A 15,556-nucleotide genomic window follows, 5' to 3' on the forward strand; every position below is an offset into this window, starting at 1 on the left:
GACCCTAAGCGACCCTAACTGCCAGACTCGCATGGCACGATCGGACCCTGACACCCGCCGGGGCGCACGGGCGCCGGCACCGGGCGCGGCGGAGCCGACAGAAGAGGATCCTCAGCGATGGTTATGTTCTTGTTCCTGGTCGTCGCGCTGGCCGTCGTGGTCGCCGCGGTGACGCTCGCCGTGCTGGGCGGCGGCGAGAGCGGCCCGCTGCCGGAGGCCGCGCCCGAGCGGCTGGAGGACCCGCTGCCGCCGGACCGCCCGGTCGGCCGGGAGGACGTGGCGGCGCTGCGCTTCCCGCTCGCCGCCCGCGGCTACCGCATGGCGGACGTGGACGACGCCCTCAGCCGCCTGGCCGCCGAACTCGCCGAGCGCGACGCCCGCATCGCCGAGCTGGAGGCCGCCCTCGCGGGCGCCCGCGCCGCCGCGCAGGCCGGCCGGCCGCAGCAGCCCGAGCCCCGGGACGGCTCCTCCGCCACCTGGCAGGACCCCCGATGACCGACGGCGCCGCCCTGGCGGGCCCGGACGGCGCCCCGCGCTGCCCGTGGGCCCTGTCCACCGAGGACTACGTCGCCTACCACGACGAGGAGTGGGGCCGCCCGGTCCACGGCGACGACGCGCTCTTCGAGCGCCTGTGCCTGGAGGCCTTCCAGTCCGGCCTGTCCTGGCTCACGATCCTGCGCCGCCGCCCCGGCTTCCGCGCCGCCTTCGCCGGCTTCGAGATAGCCGAGGTGGCCGCCTTCACCGAGGCCGACCGCGCCCGCCTCCTCGCCGACCCGGGCATCATCCGCAACCGCGCCAAGATCGACGCGGTGCTCGCCAACGCGCGCGTGCTCGCCGAGTGGTCCCCCGGCGAGCTGGACGCGCTGATCTGGTCCCACGCTCCCGATCCGGCCGGCCGCCCGGCCCCGCGGACCCTGGCCGACGTCCCGGCCGTCACCCCGGAGTCGACGGCCCTGTCCCAGGCCCTCAAGCGGCGCGGCCTGCGCTTCGTCGGCCCGACGACGGCCTACGCCCTGATGCAGGCCTGCGGACTGGTCGACGACCACCTCGCGGACTGCGTCGCGCGCCGCGCCTGAGCCGCGCCTGAAGCGGCCCGCGCGGCTCAGCGCCCCAGGTAGACCGGCTTCTCCTTGTTCACGAAGGCCCGCACGGCGATCGCGTGGTCCTCGGAGGAGCCGGCCCGGGTCTGCAGCTCGTCCTCCTTCTGCAGGGTCTCCTCCAGGGAGTGCGTCAGGCCGTGGGCGACGGCCTCCTTGATCGCCGCGTAGGCCACCGTCGGGCCCTCGGCCAGCGCCCGCGCGATCCGCTCGGCCTCCTGCCGCAGCTCGGCGGCCGGCACCACCCGGTTGGCGATGCCCAGCTCGTGGGCCTCCTGCGCGGAGATGCTGCGCGGGAAGAGCAGCAGGTCGGTGGCGCGCGCCGGGCCGACCACCCGCGGCAGGGTGAAGGAGATGCCGGAGTCCGCGGTGAGCGCCACCCCGGCGAAGGAGGTGTTGAACGACGCCGTGTCGGCGACGATCCGGTAGTCCGCGGCGAGCGCGAAACCGAAGCCCGCGCCGGCCGCGACGCCGTTGACCGCCGCGACCACCGGCTTCGGCGCCCCGGCCAGCGCCCGCACGATCGGGTTGTAGTGCTCGCGCACCGTGCTCATCGTCTGCCCCGACCCCGTCTCCCGGTCGGCGGTCAGCAGCCCGATGTGCTCCTTGAGGTCCTGGCCGACGCAGAAGGCCCGGTCCCCGGCCGCGGTCAGCAGCACGGCGCGTACCGCGGTGTCGTCCGCCGCGGCGCGGGCCGCGTCCCGCAGGGCGACCTTGGTGGCGACGTCCAGCGCGTTCATCGCCTCGGGGCGGTTGAGTGTGATCGTCGCGAGCCCGTCGCTCACCTCGTAGAGCACGGTGTCGGCCATGGGGCATCCCCTCCGGTGTCGCGGCTCGACGTACCGATCGGTACGTCCTTTCCGAAGGACAGCATGGCGGAGATCACCGCGGTCGGCCCGTCGGCGGCGTGTGAGCTGCGTCAAAGAATTCCGGTCCGAATGCGGCGGCATGCGGCGGCATGCGGCAGCATGTGGTGGCATGCGGCGGCCGGAAGTCGGGGCGGTGACGCAGTATCGCAGCCTGATCCCCGAATTGAGTGGTTTTGCTCGTATGCGTTGCGCAAGCGATGCCGTCCGGTGTTGGTCATCAGGTCGTGCGATGCGGGATAATGGCCTGGAAGCAATGTGTTCGATGCCGGTGTCGTGTGCCCCTGCCCGCGCGGGGTTGTCCGAGACGTCGGCTGACGTTGAGCTGTGGTTTCAGGAAGGGGAACGAGCATGGCGGCCATGAAGCCGCGGACGGGCGATGGCCCGCTCGAGGTGACCAAGGAGGGGCGGGGCATCGTCATGCGCGTTCCGCTCGAAGGCGGCGGTCGGCTCGTCGTCGAGCTGACCCCCGAAGAGGCCGACGCGCTCGGCGACGCCCTGAAGAAGGTCGTCGGCTGACCCGTCCGGCGACCCTCCTCGCCCTTCCGGCCGCCCCGGCACCGCGTGCGCACGCACGGCACGGTGCCGGGGCGGCCGCGTTTTTCCGGTCACCCGGAAGCCGGCCGTGTCGTGGAGATGCTCCGGGCCGGGCGGAGGCGCCGGGCCGTTCGGGTGCGCCGGGCCGCGCGAGCGCCGCGCGGGCGTTGCGCGCCGCGGGTGCGTCCGGACGGCGCGGGAGTGTGTTCCCTGCCGCTCGGGTACGTTGCGTGCCGCTCGAGAGCGTTGCGTGCCGCTCGGAAGCGTCGCGTGCCGCTCGGGCGCTCAGCGTTTGACCGCGCACAGCAGGCCGTCGCCCACCGGCAGCAGCGACACCACCAGCTCCGGGCTCTCCCGCATCGTGCGCAGCAGCTCCCGCAGCCGCACCACCTCCGTCGGCTGCGGCCCGGAGTCCAGGGTGCGGCCGTGCGCGAAGACGCCCTCGAACACCACGAGCCCCCCGGGCCGCAGCAGGCGCAACGATTCGGCTAGGTAGTCCGGGTACTCCAGGCGGTCGCCGTCGCAGAAGACGAGGTCGTAACCGGCGTCGGCGAGGCGGGGCAGGACGTCCAGGGCGGGGCCGGGGATGAAACGGGCGCGGTTGCTGGCGAAACCGGCCGCGCGGAAGGCCTGGCGGGCGGACTGCTGGTGCTCCGGCTCGGTGTCGACCGTGGTCAGCACCCCGTCCGGCCGCATGCCGTGCAGCAGGTGGATGCCGGACACCCCGGTCCCGGTGCCGATCTCGGCGACCGCCTTGGCGTCCACGGCGGCGGCGAGCAGGCGCAGCGCGGCGCCCGCGCCGGGGGAGACCGAGCGCAGCCCCGCCTCACGGGCCCGGTCGCGGGCCCAGCGCAGCGCGTCGTCCTCGGCGACAAAGGCGTCGGTGAACGCCGCGCTCGTCTGCCGGTTGCCGGTAATGACCCTCTCCTGTCCCCATGGTTGCCTGGGCGTGACTGTAGCCGCTGGGTTCGGGAACCCGCAGATGGGACCGCTCGTTTGAAGGGATGGGCCGGTGACGGGCGACGCGACGGGGGGCGAGAGGTGGACCGGGACGCCGAGCAAGTGCTGACGCAGCCGTATGAGCCGTATCAGCAGGTATCAATTTCTCGTAAAACCGCTTATCCGCTGCTAACGGGCGAGGTGGCTATGGTAGGGGCTCCACTGGACACCACCAGAGCCGACAGGGGAGGTGCGGCCGCGCCTGTGGATCGGGGAGGAGTGCTGCGGCGCTTCCTCGGTTCGGCGGGCAGGCCGAAATCCGTGAACGACACCGCTGCTGACCACGGCCACGCCGCCGGTGACACCGCCGGCTTCGCCCAGACCGCGACCTTCTCCACCGACGCGGACGGGCAGGCGTGGACTCCGCCCACCTGGGAGGAGATCGTCAGCACGCACAGCGGCCGGGTCTACCGGCTCGCCTACCGCCTCACCGGCAACCAGCACGACGCGGAGGACCTCACCCAGGAGGTCTTCGTCCGGGTCTTCCGCTCCCTGTCGACGTATTCGCCGGGCACGTTCGAGGGCTGGCTGCACCGCATCACCACCAACCTCTTCCTGGACATGGTGCGCCGCAAGCAGCGCATCCGCTTCGACGCCCTCGGCGAGGACGCGGCCGAGCGGCTGGCCAGCCGCGAGCCCACGCCGCAGCAGGCGTTCAACGACGCCCACTTCGACGCCGACGTCCAGCAGGCCCTGGACACGCTCGCGCCCGAGTTCCGCGCCGCGGTCGTCCTGTGCGACATCGAGGGCCTGTCGTACGAGGAGATCGCCGCGACCCTGGGCGTCAAGCTCGGCACGGTCCGCTCCCGCATCCACCGCGGCCGCTCCCAGCTGCGCAAGGCCCTGGCGCACCGGTCGCCGCAGGCGCGCGCGGAGCGGCGCTCCTTCGTGCCCCGGGTACCGGCGCTGGGGGGAGGGGGCGCGTCCGCGTGAGTGGATCACGGCCCAGTCCCGCAGAGCAGCACCTGGGAGACCGGCTCTCCGCCCTGGTGGACGGAGAGCTCGGTCACGAGACGCGTGAGCGTGTCCTCGCGCACGTCGCCACCTGCCCGAAGTGCAAGGCGGAGGTCGACGAGCAGCGCCGGCTGAAGAACGTCTTCGCCCGGACCGCCCCGCCGCCGCCCTCCGAGAGCCTGCTGGCCCGCCTCCAGGGGCTTCCGCAGGGAGGTGATCCCGACGGCGGCGGCACGCCGCCGGACGGGGGAGGGCTCACCGCCGGCCTCTCCGGACGCGCCTTCGGGCTCGCCGGGGTCTTCGGCGTGAGACGCGGCGACCCCTTCGCCTTCGACTACGCCCACAGCCGTGCGCACCCCGCGGCCGCGCTGACGCCCGCCGAGCCGGAACCGCCGTCCCGCGGCTTCCGCGTCCACCCCGTCGGCAGGGCCGAGGGCGAACGGCCGGCCTCGCGCGGGCTGCGGTTCGCGTTCGTCGCCGCCGGCGCGGTGTCGCTCGCCGCGCTGGCGCTGGGCGGGGTGACCGCCGGCATCCCGGGCGACGCCCCCACCGACGCGCGCGGAACCGGCAGCAACGTCACTCCGGCACCCCGGCAGGCCGCCAACGGCGTGGTGGCACCGGAGTCCCAGCGCCGCCGGTCCACCACCACGCCGCTCCTCGCCCAGCAGAGCCGCCGGGGGACGCTCACGGACGCCCCGGCCACGTCGACGTCCGCCGCCGCCCCGCTGCTGCCCGGGACGCCCACGCCGGCCACCGGGCAGGACCAGCAGCCCCTGCGCACGCTCACCGCCCCCTTCCTGGCGGACGCCACCGCCCTGTCCCCGCTCATACGCCCGCTGGTCGCGGCCCCCCAGCCGGTCCTGACCTCGTGGACCGCGGTTCCCGGCGTCACCGCGCCCGACCTGCTCGGCGCCCCCGATCCCGGTACCACCTCCACCTCCTCCTCCGCACCGTCCTCCCGCGCGGCCCGCTGAGCGGGCCGGTCCGCCGGGCGACCTCGGCGCCGCCGCGTGAACCTGGTTGAATCCCCGTGGACCGCGCCCGCGCAACCGCCCGGGCGCGGAGGCGATCGTCCACGGCCACCGCTCGACACGCCGTGCCGTGGCCAACCGTGGGGAGGACATGAACGAGGGCAAGCCGGTACCTCCGGAGGCGCACCGGGCAGTCGGCGCGGCAGCGCCGGAGACGGGCACCGGGAACATCGGGACGGCACCGACGGAGAACGTCACGGAGCGCGCCGTCGCGGAGGACGCCGTCGCGGAGGGCGCCGCGGCGGGCGGCGGCCGCGAGGGTGCCGCCACTGAGGACACCCCGGCCGTCACCGAGGACACCCGGGCCGCCGCCGAGGACGACGGGGACTTCCGGCCGGCGCGCCCCGCGGGGACGCCGGCCGCCGGGCGAACGACCGGTGACGCGGAGGCGACCGGCGACGCGGAGGCGACCGGCGCCGGCCGGCCCGGAGAGCCGGCCGCGCGGGACCCCCGCGCAGACCAGCCGCCCCGGCCGCTGCACGACCCCGACCCGTACGACACGCCGCCCTACGGCGAGCCCGGCCCGTGGGCCCCGGCTCCGCCGGTGCAGCACCCCGCCGTGGCGGCGCCCGCCACCGGGACCGCCGTACCGGCCCCGACCCCCGATCCGTCCGCGCCGCGCCCGTCGGCTCCCGTGCCCGCCGCAGGCCCGCCGGTACCGCCCGTCGCCGGCCCGCCCGTGCCGCCCGCCGCCACGGCCGCCGGTGCCGACCCCGCACCGCCCCTGCCGCATCCGGTGTCCCCGCCGCACCCCACACCGCAGGGCACCGCCGGCCCGGCAGCGGCCCCCGTGGCGTCCCCTGGCACTCCCTGGCAGCGCTACGACCCCTGGTCCGCCGCGCCCTTCGCCGCCTCCCTCCAGCAGACCGGCGCCGCCCCGCTCACCGAGCCGCAGCGCCGCCGCCGCGCCCGGCGGGTCCTGCTCGCCGCGGCCGTCGCCCTAACGCTGGCCGCGGGAGGCGTCGGCGGGGCCGTGGGCGCCTACCTGGAGCGCAACGGGGGCATCGGGACCGTCGAGCTGCCGCAGGCCGGCAAGGAGCCCGGCGGCCGGGCACCGGACAGCGTGGCCGGGATCGCGGCCCGCGCCCTCCCCGGCGTCGTGACGCTGCATGTGCGCGGCAGCGAGGAGCAGGGCACCGGGACGGGCTTCGTGCTCGACGGGCTCGGGCACATCCTCACCAACAACCACGTCGTCGAGCCCGCGGCCGGCTCCGGCGACATCACGGTCACCTTCAACGGCGGCCGGACGGCGAAGGCGTCGATCGTGGGCCGGGACGCCGGGTACGACCTGGCCGTCGTGCGGGTCAAGGGCGTACGCGGGCTCACCCCGCTGCCGCTCGGCAACTCCGACAACGTGCGGGTCGGCGACCCGGTCGTCGCCATCGGCGCGCCGTTCGACCTGGAGGGGACGGTCACCTCCGGGATCATCAGCGCCACGGAGCGGCCCATCACGGCGGGCGGCGAGGAGGGCGACGGCAGCGACGTGTCGTACGTCGACGCGCTGCAGACCGACGCCCCCATCAACCCCGGCAACTCCGGCGGCCCCCTGCTCGACACCAGGGCCCGCGTCATCGGCATCAACTCCGCCATCCGCTCCGCCGACAGCGGCTCGGACACCGACGGCGGGCAGGCCGGTTCGATAGGACTGGGCTTCGCCATCCCCGTCAACCAGGCCAAGCGGGTCGCCGAGCAACTGATCAACACCGGCCGGGCCACCCACCCGGTGATCGGCGTGACCCTCGACATGGCCTACACCGGCGACGGCGCCCGCGTCGCCGCCGAGGGACGGGGCGGCGGGCCCGCGGTGGTGCCCGGCGGGCCCGGCGACCGGGCCGGCGTCGAACCGGGGGACGTGGTCACCGAGGTCGACGGCCGGCGCGTCCACTCCGGCGAGGAGCTGATCGTCCGGATCCGCGCCCACCGCCCCGGCGACCGGCTGCGGCTCACCCTGGTGCGGGACGGCCGCCGGCGGCAGGTCACCCTCGTCCTCGGCTCCTCGGCGGACAGGAGCTGACGGCCCGTCGAACACCGGTCGACGGGCAACCGACGGCAACCTCACCGGCCGGATCATCCGCTGACCGAAACCAGGCGGACGGCCCGGAAAACCGGTCGATCGCGGGCACTCGGCGCCCCGGCACGGTACCCGCCGCACGGCATCGGCGGGTACCGTGGATCCGGCCCGGACCACGGATGACCCGCGGAGCGCCGCGCAGACCCGCCGAGGGCCGAGGACCGAGGACATCGCAAGGAGCTTTCAGGTGTTCAATGACATAGGGCCGCTCGAGCTGGTGACGATCGTCGTCCTTGCCGTGCTCGTTTTCGGCCCGGACAAGCTCCCGAAGGTCGTCCAGGACGTGATGCGCACGATCCGGAAGATCCGCGAGTTCTCGGAGAGCGCCAAGCAGGACATCCGCAACGAGCTCGGGCCCGAGTTCAAGGACTTCGAGTTCGAGGACCTCAACCCCAAGACGTTCCTCCGCAAGCAGCTGGAGAACGACGACCTGGGGCTGAAGGAGATCCGCAACGGCTTCGACCTGAAGAAGGAGATGGCGGAGATCACCGACGCGGTGCACAGCCGCGACGCCGAGATCTCCGCCGGCTCCGCCTCCCCGGGGTCCTCCGCGGGCCGGGTCGACATGACCAAGAAGCCGGAGGCTCCCGCCCGCGACGACCGCCCGCCGTTCGACGTGGACGCCACCTGAGCCACCCGGCGACCCGCCCGGTGTCCCGCCCGGAGATTCCGGGGCCTTCGGGACTCCGGCGCCCGCGGACCCGCCGCGACATGCCGCAGACCCGCCGTGACGTGGCGCGTTCCCCGCGGCGCGCACGGGCCGCACGGCCTGAAGTCGCCGTCCGCGCGCCCCGCGCGCCGGGCGGTTTCCCTGCGGCCTGCACCGGTGTGGATATGCTGCCGAGTTGTTGTGCGGACCGGACGAGTACGCCCGAAGGGGGGCGGGCCGCTCGGTCCGACGAGAGCGAGGAGGCGTCCGGGCACATGGAGACGACAAGTCGGTCAGTCGCGCAGGCGCCGGCCGCGGAGGGCGGGCAACCGCTCCCCTCCGCCCGCCGTGCGGTCGACGACTACCTGCGTGCTTCCTTCCCGTGGTACGGCCTCGACGAGGCGTTCACGGGGCCGCGCTGGCTGATGCAGGTAGGCACCTCGGCCGACGGTTCCGTGGAACACGGCTCGATCGGGCACGGCGACGAACCCACCGTCCGCAGCGAGTACGCCGCCGCTGCCGGGGCCGACGGCCCGAAGGAGAAGTTCGCCGTCGTGGTCACCGTCGCCGCCAACCCCGTGCGGCGCAGCGCCGACGGCACGGGTCTGCTGGAGGCCACCTCGGTGTCCTCGGCGGCCTGGCTCGCCGGGGTGGGGCTGCTGACGTTCACCTGGCCCGGCCAGATCGACCACAGCCTGCGCGACGACTGGCTGGAGCAGCAGACGGAGACGGCGTGGGAACTCGCCGACGACCTCGACGGCCCGGTGTGGTCGTCGCTCACCCTGCCCGTCGACGGCGTGCCGACGCCCTTCCACTACCGCGAGTCCGAGTTCGGCTGGGTCCTGGCCGGATCCACGCCGTCGGGCGTGCACCTGGGCGCCTACGGCCGTGGCATGAGCGCCTACGGACTGGGCTTCGCCGTGATCAAGGACATCGGCGCCTACGCCGGATGAGCCGGAAACACGACGCCGGGGCGCCGTCCGTGGGGACGGCGCCCCGGCGTCGTGGCTGTGCCGTAGTTGTGCCGTGGCTGTGTCGGAGCGCGGGTCGTGACCGAGGTGGAACCGGAGCGGAACCCGGGCCGGACCAGGGCCGGAGGGATCAGAACTTGTTCCGCGGGGTGAGCCCCAGCGACAGTCCCGCCAGGCCCCGCTGCCGTCCCCCCAGCTTCCCCGCGATCGCGCGCAGGGCGGAGCCCGCCGGGGAGTCCGGGTCGGTCAGGACGACCGGCTTGCCCTCGTCGCCGCCCGCGCGCAGGCGGACGTCGATCGGGATGGCGCCCAGGACGGGGACGTTCGTGCCCGTCGTACGGGTCAGGCCGTCGGCGACCAGCCGGCCGCCGCCCGTGCCGAAGACGTCGACCATCTCGCCGCAGTGCGGGCAGGGCAGGCCGGACATGTTCTCGACCACACCGACGATCTTCTGGTGGGTCTGCACGGCGATCGCGCCGGCCCGCTCGGCGACCTCGGCCGCCGCCTGCTGGGGCGTGGTCACGACGAGGATCTCGGCGTTCGGGATGAGCTGGGCCACGGAGATGGCGATGTCGCCGGTGCCGGGCGGCAGGTCGAGGAGCAGGACGTCCAGGTCGCCCCAGTACACGTCGGCCAGGAACTGCTGCAGCGCCCGGTGCAGCATCGGGCCGCGCCAGACCACCGGCGCGTTGCCCGGGGTGAACATGCCGATGGAGATGACCTTCACGCCGTTCGCCGACGGCGGCATGATCATGTTCTCGACCTGGGTGGGGCGGCCGTCCACGCCCAGCATGCGCGGCACGCTGTGGCCGTAGATGTCGGCGTCGACGACACCGACCTTCAGGCCGTCGGCCGCCATCGCCGCCGCCAGGTTCACGGTCACCGAGGACTTGCCGACGCCGCCCTTGCCGGAGGCGACCGCGTAGACCCGGGTCAGGTTGCCGGGCTTGGCGAAGGGCACCTCGCGCTCGGCCTGGCCGCCGCGCAGGGCCGCCGCCAGCTCGCGGCGCTGCTCGTCGCTCATCACGTCGAGCGTGACGTCGACGCGGGTGACGCCCTCGACGCGGGAGACCGCGTCCGTGACGCGCTGGGTGATCGTCTCGCGCAGGGGGCAGCCGGAGACCGTCAGGTACACGGTGACCGCGACCGCACCGTCGGCGCCGATCTCCACCGATTTGACCATCCCGAGCTCGGTGATGGGCCGATGGATCTCGGGGTCGTTCACCGTCGCCAGTGCTTCGCGCACCGCGTCTTCCGTAACCATGAGGACGATGGTACGGCGCCGGGTACGGCCTCCGGGACGTCCGTCAGCGGTCGGGTACGTCACGTACGCGCGGACGGTCCGCGGAGACCGCCGGGAACACGCCGTGCCCCTCGTCGCCCGGCTTGTGCCCGTCGAGCCGCCGCTCCTCCAACTCCTTGACCAGGTCCTGCAGTTCGGAGCGGATCCAGTCCCGGGTGGCGACCTCGCCCAGGCCCATGCGCAGGGCGGCGATCTCGCGGGTGAGGTACTCGGTGTCGGCGATCTGCCGTTCGTTCTGCTTGCGGTCCTGCTCCAGGTTGACCCGGTCGCGGTCGTCCTGCCGGTTCTGCGCGAGCAGGATCAGCGGGGCGGCGTAGGAGGCCTGCAGGGACAGCGCCAGGGTCAGGAAGATGAACGGGTACTCGTCGAACCGCAGGGGCCGGGGCGCGAGCGTGTTCCAGCCGATCCAGGTGATGACGACGACCGTCATCCAGACGATGAACCGCCCGGTGCCCAGGAAGCGCGCGATGCGCTCCGACAGCCGCCCAAAGGCCTCCGGGTCCCACTCGGGCAGCAGCCGGCGCCGCGGCGGGCGCGGCTGGTCCAGGCGGGCCGCGCGCGGCCGGCCGGCGGCGGTGGCCCCGGCCGGGGTGCGCTCCCGGGACGCCGCGAAGGCGCGCTCCCGGTGCGCCGTCGCCGCGCGCCCGCGCACCGGAGTCTCCCGCTCAGGCGCCATGGGGAGCCACCCCCTTCCCGGCGCCCTCGGCGTCCCCGGCGTCCGCCGTCTCCCCGTTCGCCTCCAGTTGCAGCTCCGTCTCCCGCCAGTCGGCGGGCAGCATGTGGTCGAGCACGTCGTCCACGGTCACCGCGCCGAGCAGCGAGCCCGCCTCGTCGACCACGGGCCCGGCCACCATGTCGTACGCCGCGAAGAACTGCGCCACCACCGGCAGCGCCGCCTCCGGGCCCAGCGGCTGCAGGTCGGTGTCGACGATGGAGCTGACCAGGGCGTACGGGGGCTCGCGCAGCAGGCGCTGGAAGTGCACGGTGCCCAGGTACTTGCCGGTCGGCGTCTCGTCGGGCGGGCGGCAGACGTAGACCTGGGCGGCGAGCGCGGGCGACAGGTCGGGGTTGCGCACGCGGGCCAGCGCGTCGGCGACGGTGGCGTCGGGGCGCAGCACGATCGGCTCGGTGGTCATCAGACCGCCGGCGGTGTGCTCCTCGTACGACATCAGGCGCCGCATGTCGGCCGCGTCGGCGGGCTGCATGAGCGCCAGCAGCCGCTCCTTGTCCTCCTCCGGCAGCTCGCCGAGCAGGTCGGCCGCGTCGTCGGGGTCCATGGCCTCCAGGACGTCGGCGGCGCGCTCCTCCTTCAGCTTGCCGAGGATCTCGATCTGGTCGTCCTCGGGAAGCTGCTCCAGCACGTCGGCGAGACGGTCGTCGTCGAGGGCGGCGGCGACCTCGATGCGCCGCTTGGCGGAGAGGTGGTGCAGGACGTTGGCGAGGTCGACGGGGCGCAGCTGCTCGAAGGTGGCGAGCAGGCTCTCGGCGCCCTGGCCGTGCTCCTCCAGGGAGAACCCGGTGACGGCGGACCACTCGACGGTGAGCGTCTCGCCCCTGCGGCGGCGGAAGGCGCCGCGGCCGCCCTTGCGGACGAACACCTTGTCGATCTCCCAGTCGCGGCGGGCCGGAAGCTGGTGCACGGACACGTCCAGGACGGTGACCTCCTCGCCGGTCTCCACCAGCGTCACCCGCCGGTCCAGCAGCTCGCCGAAGACGAGCCGCTCGGTGGGCCGCTGCTCGAAGCGCCGGACGTTGAGCACGCCGGTGGTGATGACCTGCCCGGACTGGACGCCGGTGATCCGGGTCATGGGCAGGAAGATGCGGCGCCGGGTGGCCAGTTCGACGACCAGCCCGAGCAGCCGGGGCGGTTTGCGCCCGACGCGCAGCATGACGACGAGGTCGCGCACGCGGCCGACCTGGTCGCCGTTCGGGTCGAACACGGCGACCCCGGCAAGGTGCGAGACGAAGATCCGGGGGGCGCCCGCTGCCATGGGATGCGCCTCCTTTGCGTACGGCTTGCCGTACCGCTCGCCGCGGTACGACGACTGACATTGACGTTCTTGTTGCCGCTTATCCCAAATGCCCGCTGGGGTCGGCTTCAGGCTAGCCCGTCTCGATCTCGGGCGTCTCGGCGGGGAGGCCGGAGCGGCCGGCTCCGCCCGGGGGCCCGCGGCACCGGTACGCTGCCGTACGCCGATCAGGTCCCCCGCCCCGTGTGTGAGAAAGGCAGTTCCGTCCGTGACCGTGATCTCGCTGGGCCGTATCCGCCGGGCCGCGCTGGTGGGCGCGCTGTGCGCACTGGTCGTGACCGGGGCCGGGGGCTGCGGCGGGGAGGACCCGGACGCGGGGACCAACGGCGTCGGCAAGCTGCCCGCCGCCAAGATCCAGCAGCGCACCCGGGCCGCCGCCCGCGCCGCGAGCGCGGTGCACCTGTCGGGCAACGTGGTCAGCAACGGCCGCACGTACGCACTGGACGTGCGCCTGAAGTCCGGCGGCGGCACCGGGACGGTCACCTCCAAGGGGACGACGTTCGGGCTGCTGCGGATCGGCACGGAGCTGTACCTGAAGGCCGACGCCGGTTTCTGGAGCCACGCCGACGGCGACGGCTCCGGCGGCGGCACGGCCACGGCGGACAAGCTGGGCGGCAAGTACGTCAAGGTGCCGCGGCAGGACCCGCAGTACCGGCGCTTCAGCGGTTTCACGGACAAGGACGTCCTCCTCGACGGGTTGCTGACCCTGCACGGCAGGCTCGCCACGGACGGTCACCACGAGGAGTCCGGGGTGCGCACCATCCGCATCACCGGCGACCACGGCTCGGGCGGCACGCTCGACGTCTCCCTGGAGGGCAGGCCGTACCCGCTGCGCCTGGTGCGGGCGGGCGGCGCGGGCACCCTCCGCTTCTCCGGGTGGGGCGAGGACTTCGCCCTGAAGCAGCCGGCACCCTCGGAGACGGTCGACTACGGCAGGCAGCTGCCGACGTCGTAGCGCGCCCGCCGCCCGCGGCGCCCGGATCCGCCGTCCGCCGCCCGCGGCGTCCAGATCTGCCCGTTCGCCGCCTGGCGCCCGGATCCGCCGTCCACCGCCCGCGGCGCCCGGGCCTGCCCGTTCGCCGCCCGGCGCCCGGGCCCGCCGCCCGCCCCCGCGCCCGCTACCCGCGACGGCGTCGCTTCAGCAGCAGCCGGGGCAGCCCCGCCGGGATCGGCTCCCGCGTCGTCGCGGGCGTCGGCGCCGGCGCCTGGGCCAGCGAGTGGTCGGGCAGCGGCAGGAGCGCGCCGGCCGGCTCCAGGCGCACGATCCGGCACTCGCGGGCCCAGCGCCGCGTCACCGCCTCGCCGTCGGGGGCGTTGAGCCGCTTGCCCTTCAGCTCCGCGGCCGCCGCCTCCCACTCGGGGGAGTCCGGCGCCAGCGCCACCACGCGCGCCGGCCAGGTGACCAGCCGGCCGCCCTTGTCCTTGCTGCGCACGGTGACCTCGGCCGCGGCTCCGTCGGTCAGCCCCGGCAGTGGCTGCTCGCCCGGCCCGTCGCCGACCACGCAGGCCGCGCCCTCGTGCCACACGTGCCACAGCGGGCGGGCCGGACCGCCGGCGGGGCCCTTGACCCAGATGAGGCCGGACTTCTTGGTGGCCTCCTCGACGAGGGCCCTCTCGAGCAGTTCGCTGGTCATGGCAGAAGCCTAGCGACGAAGCCTAGCGACGCGTCCGGCGCGGCCCGCTCACAGCCAGCCGTTGCGCTTGAGGGTGCGGTGGATGCCCAGGCAGATGGCGACCGTGATGCTCATGATCACCGGGTAGCCGTATCTCCAGTGCAGCTCCGGCATGTATTCGAAGTTCATGCCGTACACCCCGCACACCATCGTCGGCACGGCGATGATCGCCGCCCACGAGGTGATCTTCCGCATGTCCTCGTTCTGCGCGACGGACGCCTGGGCGAGGTTGGCCTGGAGGATGGAGTTCAGCAGCTCGTCGAAGCCGACGACCTGCTCCTGCACCCGGGCCAGGTGGTCGGCGACGTCCCGGAAGTACTTCTGGATGTCCGGGTCGATCAGCCGCATCGGCCGCTCGCTGAGCAGCTGCATCGGCCGCACCAGCGGCAGCACCGCCCGCTTGAACTCCAGGATCTCCCGCTTGAGCTGGTAGACGCGGCCGGCGTCGGTGCCGCGCGGGCTGCCCTTGCGGCCCGGCGAGAACACCTCGGTCTCCACGTCGTCGATGTCGATCTGCAGCGCGTCGGCGACCGCGAGGTAGCCGTCGACGACGTGGTCGGCGATCGCGTGCAGCACCGCCGAGGGGCCCTTGGCCAGCAGCTCCGGGTCGTCCTGCAGCCGGTGCCGCAGCCCGCGCAGCGAGCCCTGCCCGCCGTGCCGCACGGTGATGACGAAGTCCCGGCCGGTGAAGCACATCACCTCGCCGGTCTCCACCACCTCGCTGGTGGCGGTGAGTTCCTCGTGGTCGACGTAGTGGACGGTCTTGAAGACCGTGAACAGGCTGTCGTCGTAGCGCTCCAGCTTGGGCCGCTGGTGCGCCTGCACGGCGTCCTCCACGGCCAGCGGGTGCAGCCCGAACTCGCGGGCGATGCCGGCGAATTCGGCCTCGGTCGGCTCGTGCAGGCCGATCCACACGAACCCGCCGTCGCGGCGCACCAGGCGCATCGCCTCGTGCGGGCCGAGCGGCCGGTCGGCCGCGACGCGCACCCCGTCGCGGTAGACGCCGCAGTCCACGACGGCGGAGGAGGCGGCGTGGTCGCGCGTGGTGTCGTACGTCCCGGAGTCCTTGTGCGGCGCGGGACGGGACGGGCGGACCACGGCGCGCAGGTCACGGATCATCGACATGGCAGGCTCCTTCGCAACGGGCAACGAAAGGCCCCTGCGACGGCTGGAACTGCCCGGAATGGGGACGTATCTCACGTCATCTCGTGCAAGATGTTTGGCACGTCCGCAAATCGGGGAGCACCGCACCGTCGCGGTGGCGTGCTTCGCTGCTGACTCGGATCAGGCAGATCAGGCAGATCAGGCAGGCGAAACGAAGTGCTCTTCCGTGGCACCGACTTTCACGGGCGTCGGCACGTGTGCGAGAGGTGGC

At 74.1% G+C, this 15,556-nt stretch carries 16 protein-coding genes; 9 read left to right on the top strand and 7 right to left on the bottom strand.

Annotation, left to right across the window (positions count from 1 at the left end; genetic code table 11):
• The first annotated feature begins 117 nt into the window (after positions 1-117).
• Together IE225_RS05255 and IE225_RS05260 are read left to right on the top strand one after the other, a co-directional pair.
• On the top strand, positions 118-495 hold the full coding sequence (locus IE225_RS05255; protein WP_190056146.1) for a DivIVA domain-containing protein: 378 nt from the start codon (positions 118-120) through the stop codon (positions 493-495).
• Positions 492-1,076 (top strand): DNA-3-methyladenine glycosylase I, encoded by a 585-nt coding sequence (locus IE225_RS05260; RefSeq protein WP_190056147.1) that lies wholly within the window; start codon positions 492-494, stop codon positions 1,074-1,076. Before IE225_RS05255 ends, IE225_RS05260 begins: the two co-directional genes overlap by 4 nt.
• 26 nt (positions 1,077-1,102) lie before the next feature.
• Here IE225_RS05260 and chcB read toward each other — a convergent pair whose 3' ends face one another.
• Positions 1,103-1,906, bottom strand: a complete 804-nt coding sequence (gene chcB, locus IE225_RS05265) for a 2-cyclohexenylcarbonyl CoA isomerase (protein WP_190056148.1) — start codon at positions 1,904-1,906, stop codon at positions 1,103-1,105.
• Positions 1,907-2,314: 408 nt separating this feature from the next.
• On the opposite strand from chcB, the gene IE225_RS05270 reads away from it, so the two are divergent.
• Positions 2,315-2,482 carry a DUF3117 domain-containing protein gene (locus tag IE225_RS05270; protein ID WP_190056149.1) on the top strand — a complete coding sequence of 56 codons (168 nt, stop codon included), beginning with the start codon at positions 2,315-2,317 and terminating at the stop codon, positions 2,480-2,482.
• Positions 2,483-2,785: 303 nt separating this feature from the next.
• Here IE225_RS05270 and IE225_RS05275 read toward each other — a convergent pair whose 3' ends face one another.
• On the bottom strand, positions 2,786-3,484 hold the full coding sequence (locus tag IE225_RS05275) for an O-methyltransferase (protein ID WP_190056459.1): 699 nt from the start codon (positions 3,482-3,484) through the stop codon (positions 2,786-2,788).
• 234 nt (positions 3,485-3,718) lie between these two features.
• On the opposite strand from IE225_RS05275, the gene sigE reads away from it, so the two are divergent.
• From sigE to IE225_RS05300, 5 genes are all read left to right on the top strand, one after another.
• Positions 3,719-4,432 carry an RNA polymerase sigma factor SigE gene (gene sigE, locus IE225_RS05280; RefSeq protein ID WP_190056460.1) on the top strand — a complete coding sequence of 238 codons (714 nt, stop codon included), beginning with the start codon at positions 3,719-3,721 and terminating at the stop codon, positions 4,430-4,432.
• Positions 4,429-5,427, top strand: coding sequence for an anti-sigma factor family protein (locus IE225_RS05285; protein ID WP_190056150.1), 999 nt, complete (start codon positions 4,429-4,431; stop codon positions 5,425-5,427). Before sigE ends, IE225_RS05285 begins: the two co-directional genes overlap by 4 nt.
• 148 nt (positions 5,428-5,575) lie before the next feature.
• The gene (locus tag IE225_RS05290) at positions 5,576-7,498 is read left to right on the top strand and encodes a trypsin-like peptidase domain-containing protein (protein WP_190056151.1); all 1,923 of its coding nucleotides are present in this window, start codon (positions 5,576-5,578) and stop codon (positions 7,496-7,498) included.
• 244 nt (positions 7,499-7,742) lie between these two features.
• Complete coding sequence (locus tag IE225_RS05295; RefSeq protein WP_190056152.1) at positions 7,743-8,186, top strand: sec-independent translocase; 444 nt, start codon at positions 7,743-7,745, stop codon at positions 8,184-8,186.
• A 293-nt stretch (positions 8,187-8,479) separates the two neighbouring features.
• Positions 8,480-9,157 (top strand): hypothetical protein, encoded by a 678-nt coding sequence (locus IE225_RS05300; protein ID WP_190056153.1) that lies wholly within the window; start codon positions 8,480-8,482, stop codon positions 9,155-9,157.
• Positions 9,158-9,305: 148 nt separating this feature from the next.
• On the opposite strand, the gene IE225_RS05305 is transcribed toward IE225_RS05300, so the two are convergent.
• Genes IE225_RS05305 through IE225_RS05315 form a run of 3 tightly spaced genes read right to left on the bottom strand, consistent with a single transcriptional unit; the run spans position 9,306 to position 12,469 of the window.
• Entirely contained in the window at positions 9,306-10,439 is a 1,134-nt protein-coding gene (locus IE225_RS05305; protein ID WP_190056154.1) for an Mrp/NBP35 family ATP-binding protein, read from the bottom strand.
• A 43-nt stretch (positions 10,440-10,482) separates the two neighbouring features.
• Positions 10,483-11,154, bottom strand: coding sequence for a DUF1003 domain-containing protein (locus tag IE225_RS05310; RefSeq protein WP_190056155.1), 672 nt, complete (start codon positions 11,152-11,154; stop codon positions 10,483-10,485).
• On the bottom strand, positions 11,144-12,469 hold the full coding sequence (locus IE225_RS05315; RefSeq protein WP_190056156.1) for a magnesium transporter MgtE N-terminal domain-containing protein: 1,326 nt from the start codon (positions 12,467-12,469) through the stop codon (positions 11,144-11,146). Before IE225_RS05315 ends, IE225_RS05310 begins: the two co-directional genes overlap by 11 nt.
• A 247-nt stretch (positions 12,470-12,716) precedes the next feature.
• On the opposite strand from IE225_RS05315, the gene IE225_RS05320 reads away from it, so the two are divergent.
• Complete coding sequence (locus IE225_RS05320) at positions 12,717-13,463, top strand: hypothetical protein (protein WP_190056157.1); 747 nt, start codon at positions 12,717-12,719, stop codon at positions 13,461-13,463.
• 163 nt (positions 13,464-13,626) lie between these two features.
• Here IE225_RS05320 and IE225_RS05325 read toward each other — a convergent pair whose 3' ends face one another.
• Together IE225_RS05325 and IE225_RS05330 are read right to left on the bottom strand one after the other, a co-directional pair.
• The gene (locus IE225_RS05325) at positions 13,627-14,142 is read right to left on the bottom strand and encodes a hypothetical protein (protein ID WP_190056158.1); all 516 of its coding nucleotides are present in this window, start codon (positions 14,140-14,142) and stop codon (positions 13,627-13,629) included.
• Between the two features lie 48 nt (positions 14,143-14,190).
• A complete protein-coding gene (locus tag IE225_RS05330) occupies positions 14,191-15,306 on the bottom strand; it encodes a magnesium and cobalt transport protein CorA (protein ID WP_190056159.1) in 1,116 nt (371 codons plus the stop codon).
• Between the last annotated feature and the right edge of the window lie 250 nt (positions 15,307-15,556).

The sequence above is a fragment of the Streptomyces echinoruber genome (assembly GCF_014651135.1).
Classification (GTDB): Bacteria; Actinomycetota; Actinomycetes; order Streptomycetales; family Streptomycetaceae; genus Streptomyces; species Streptomyces echinoruber.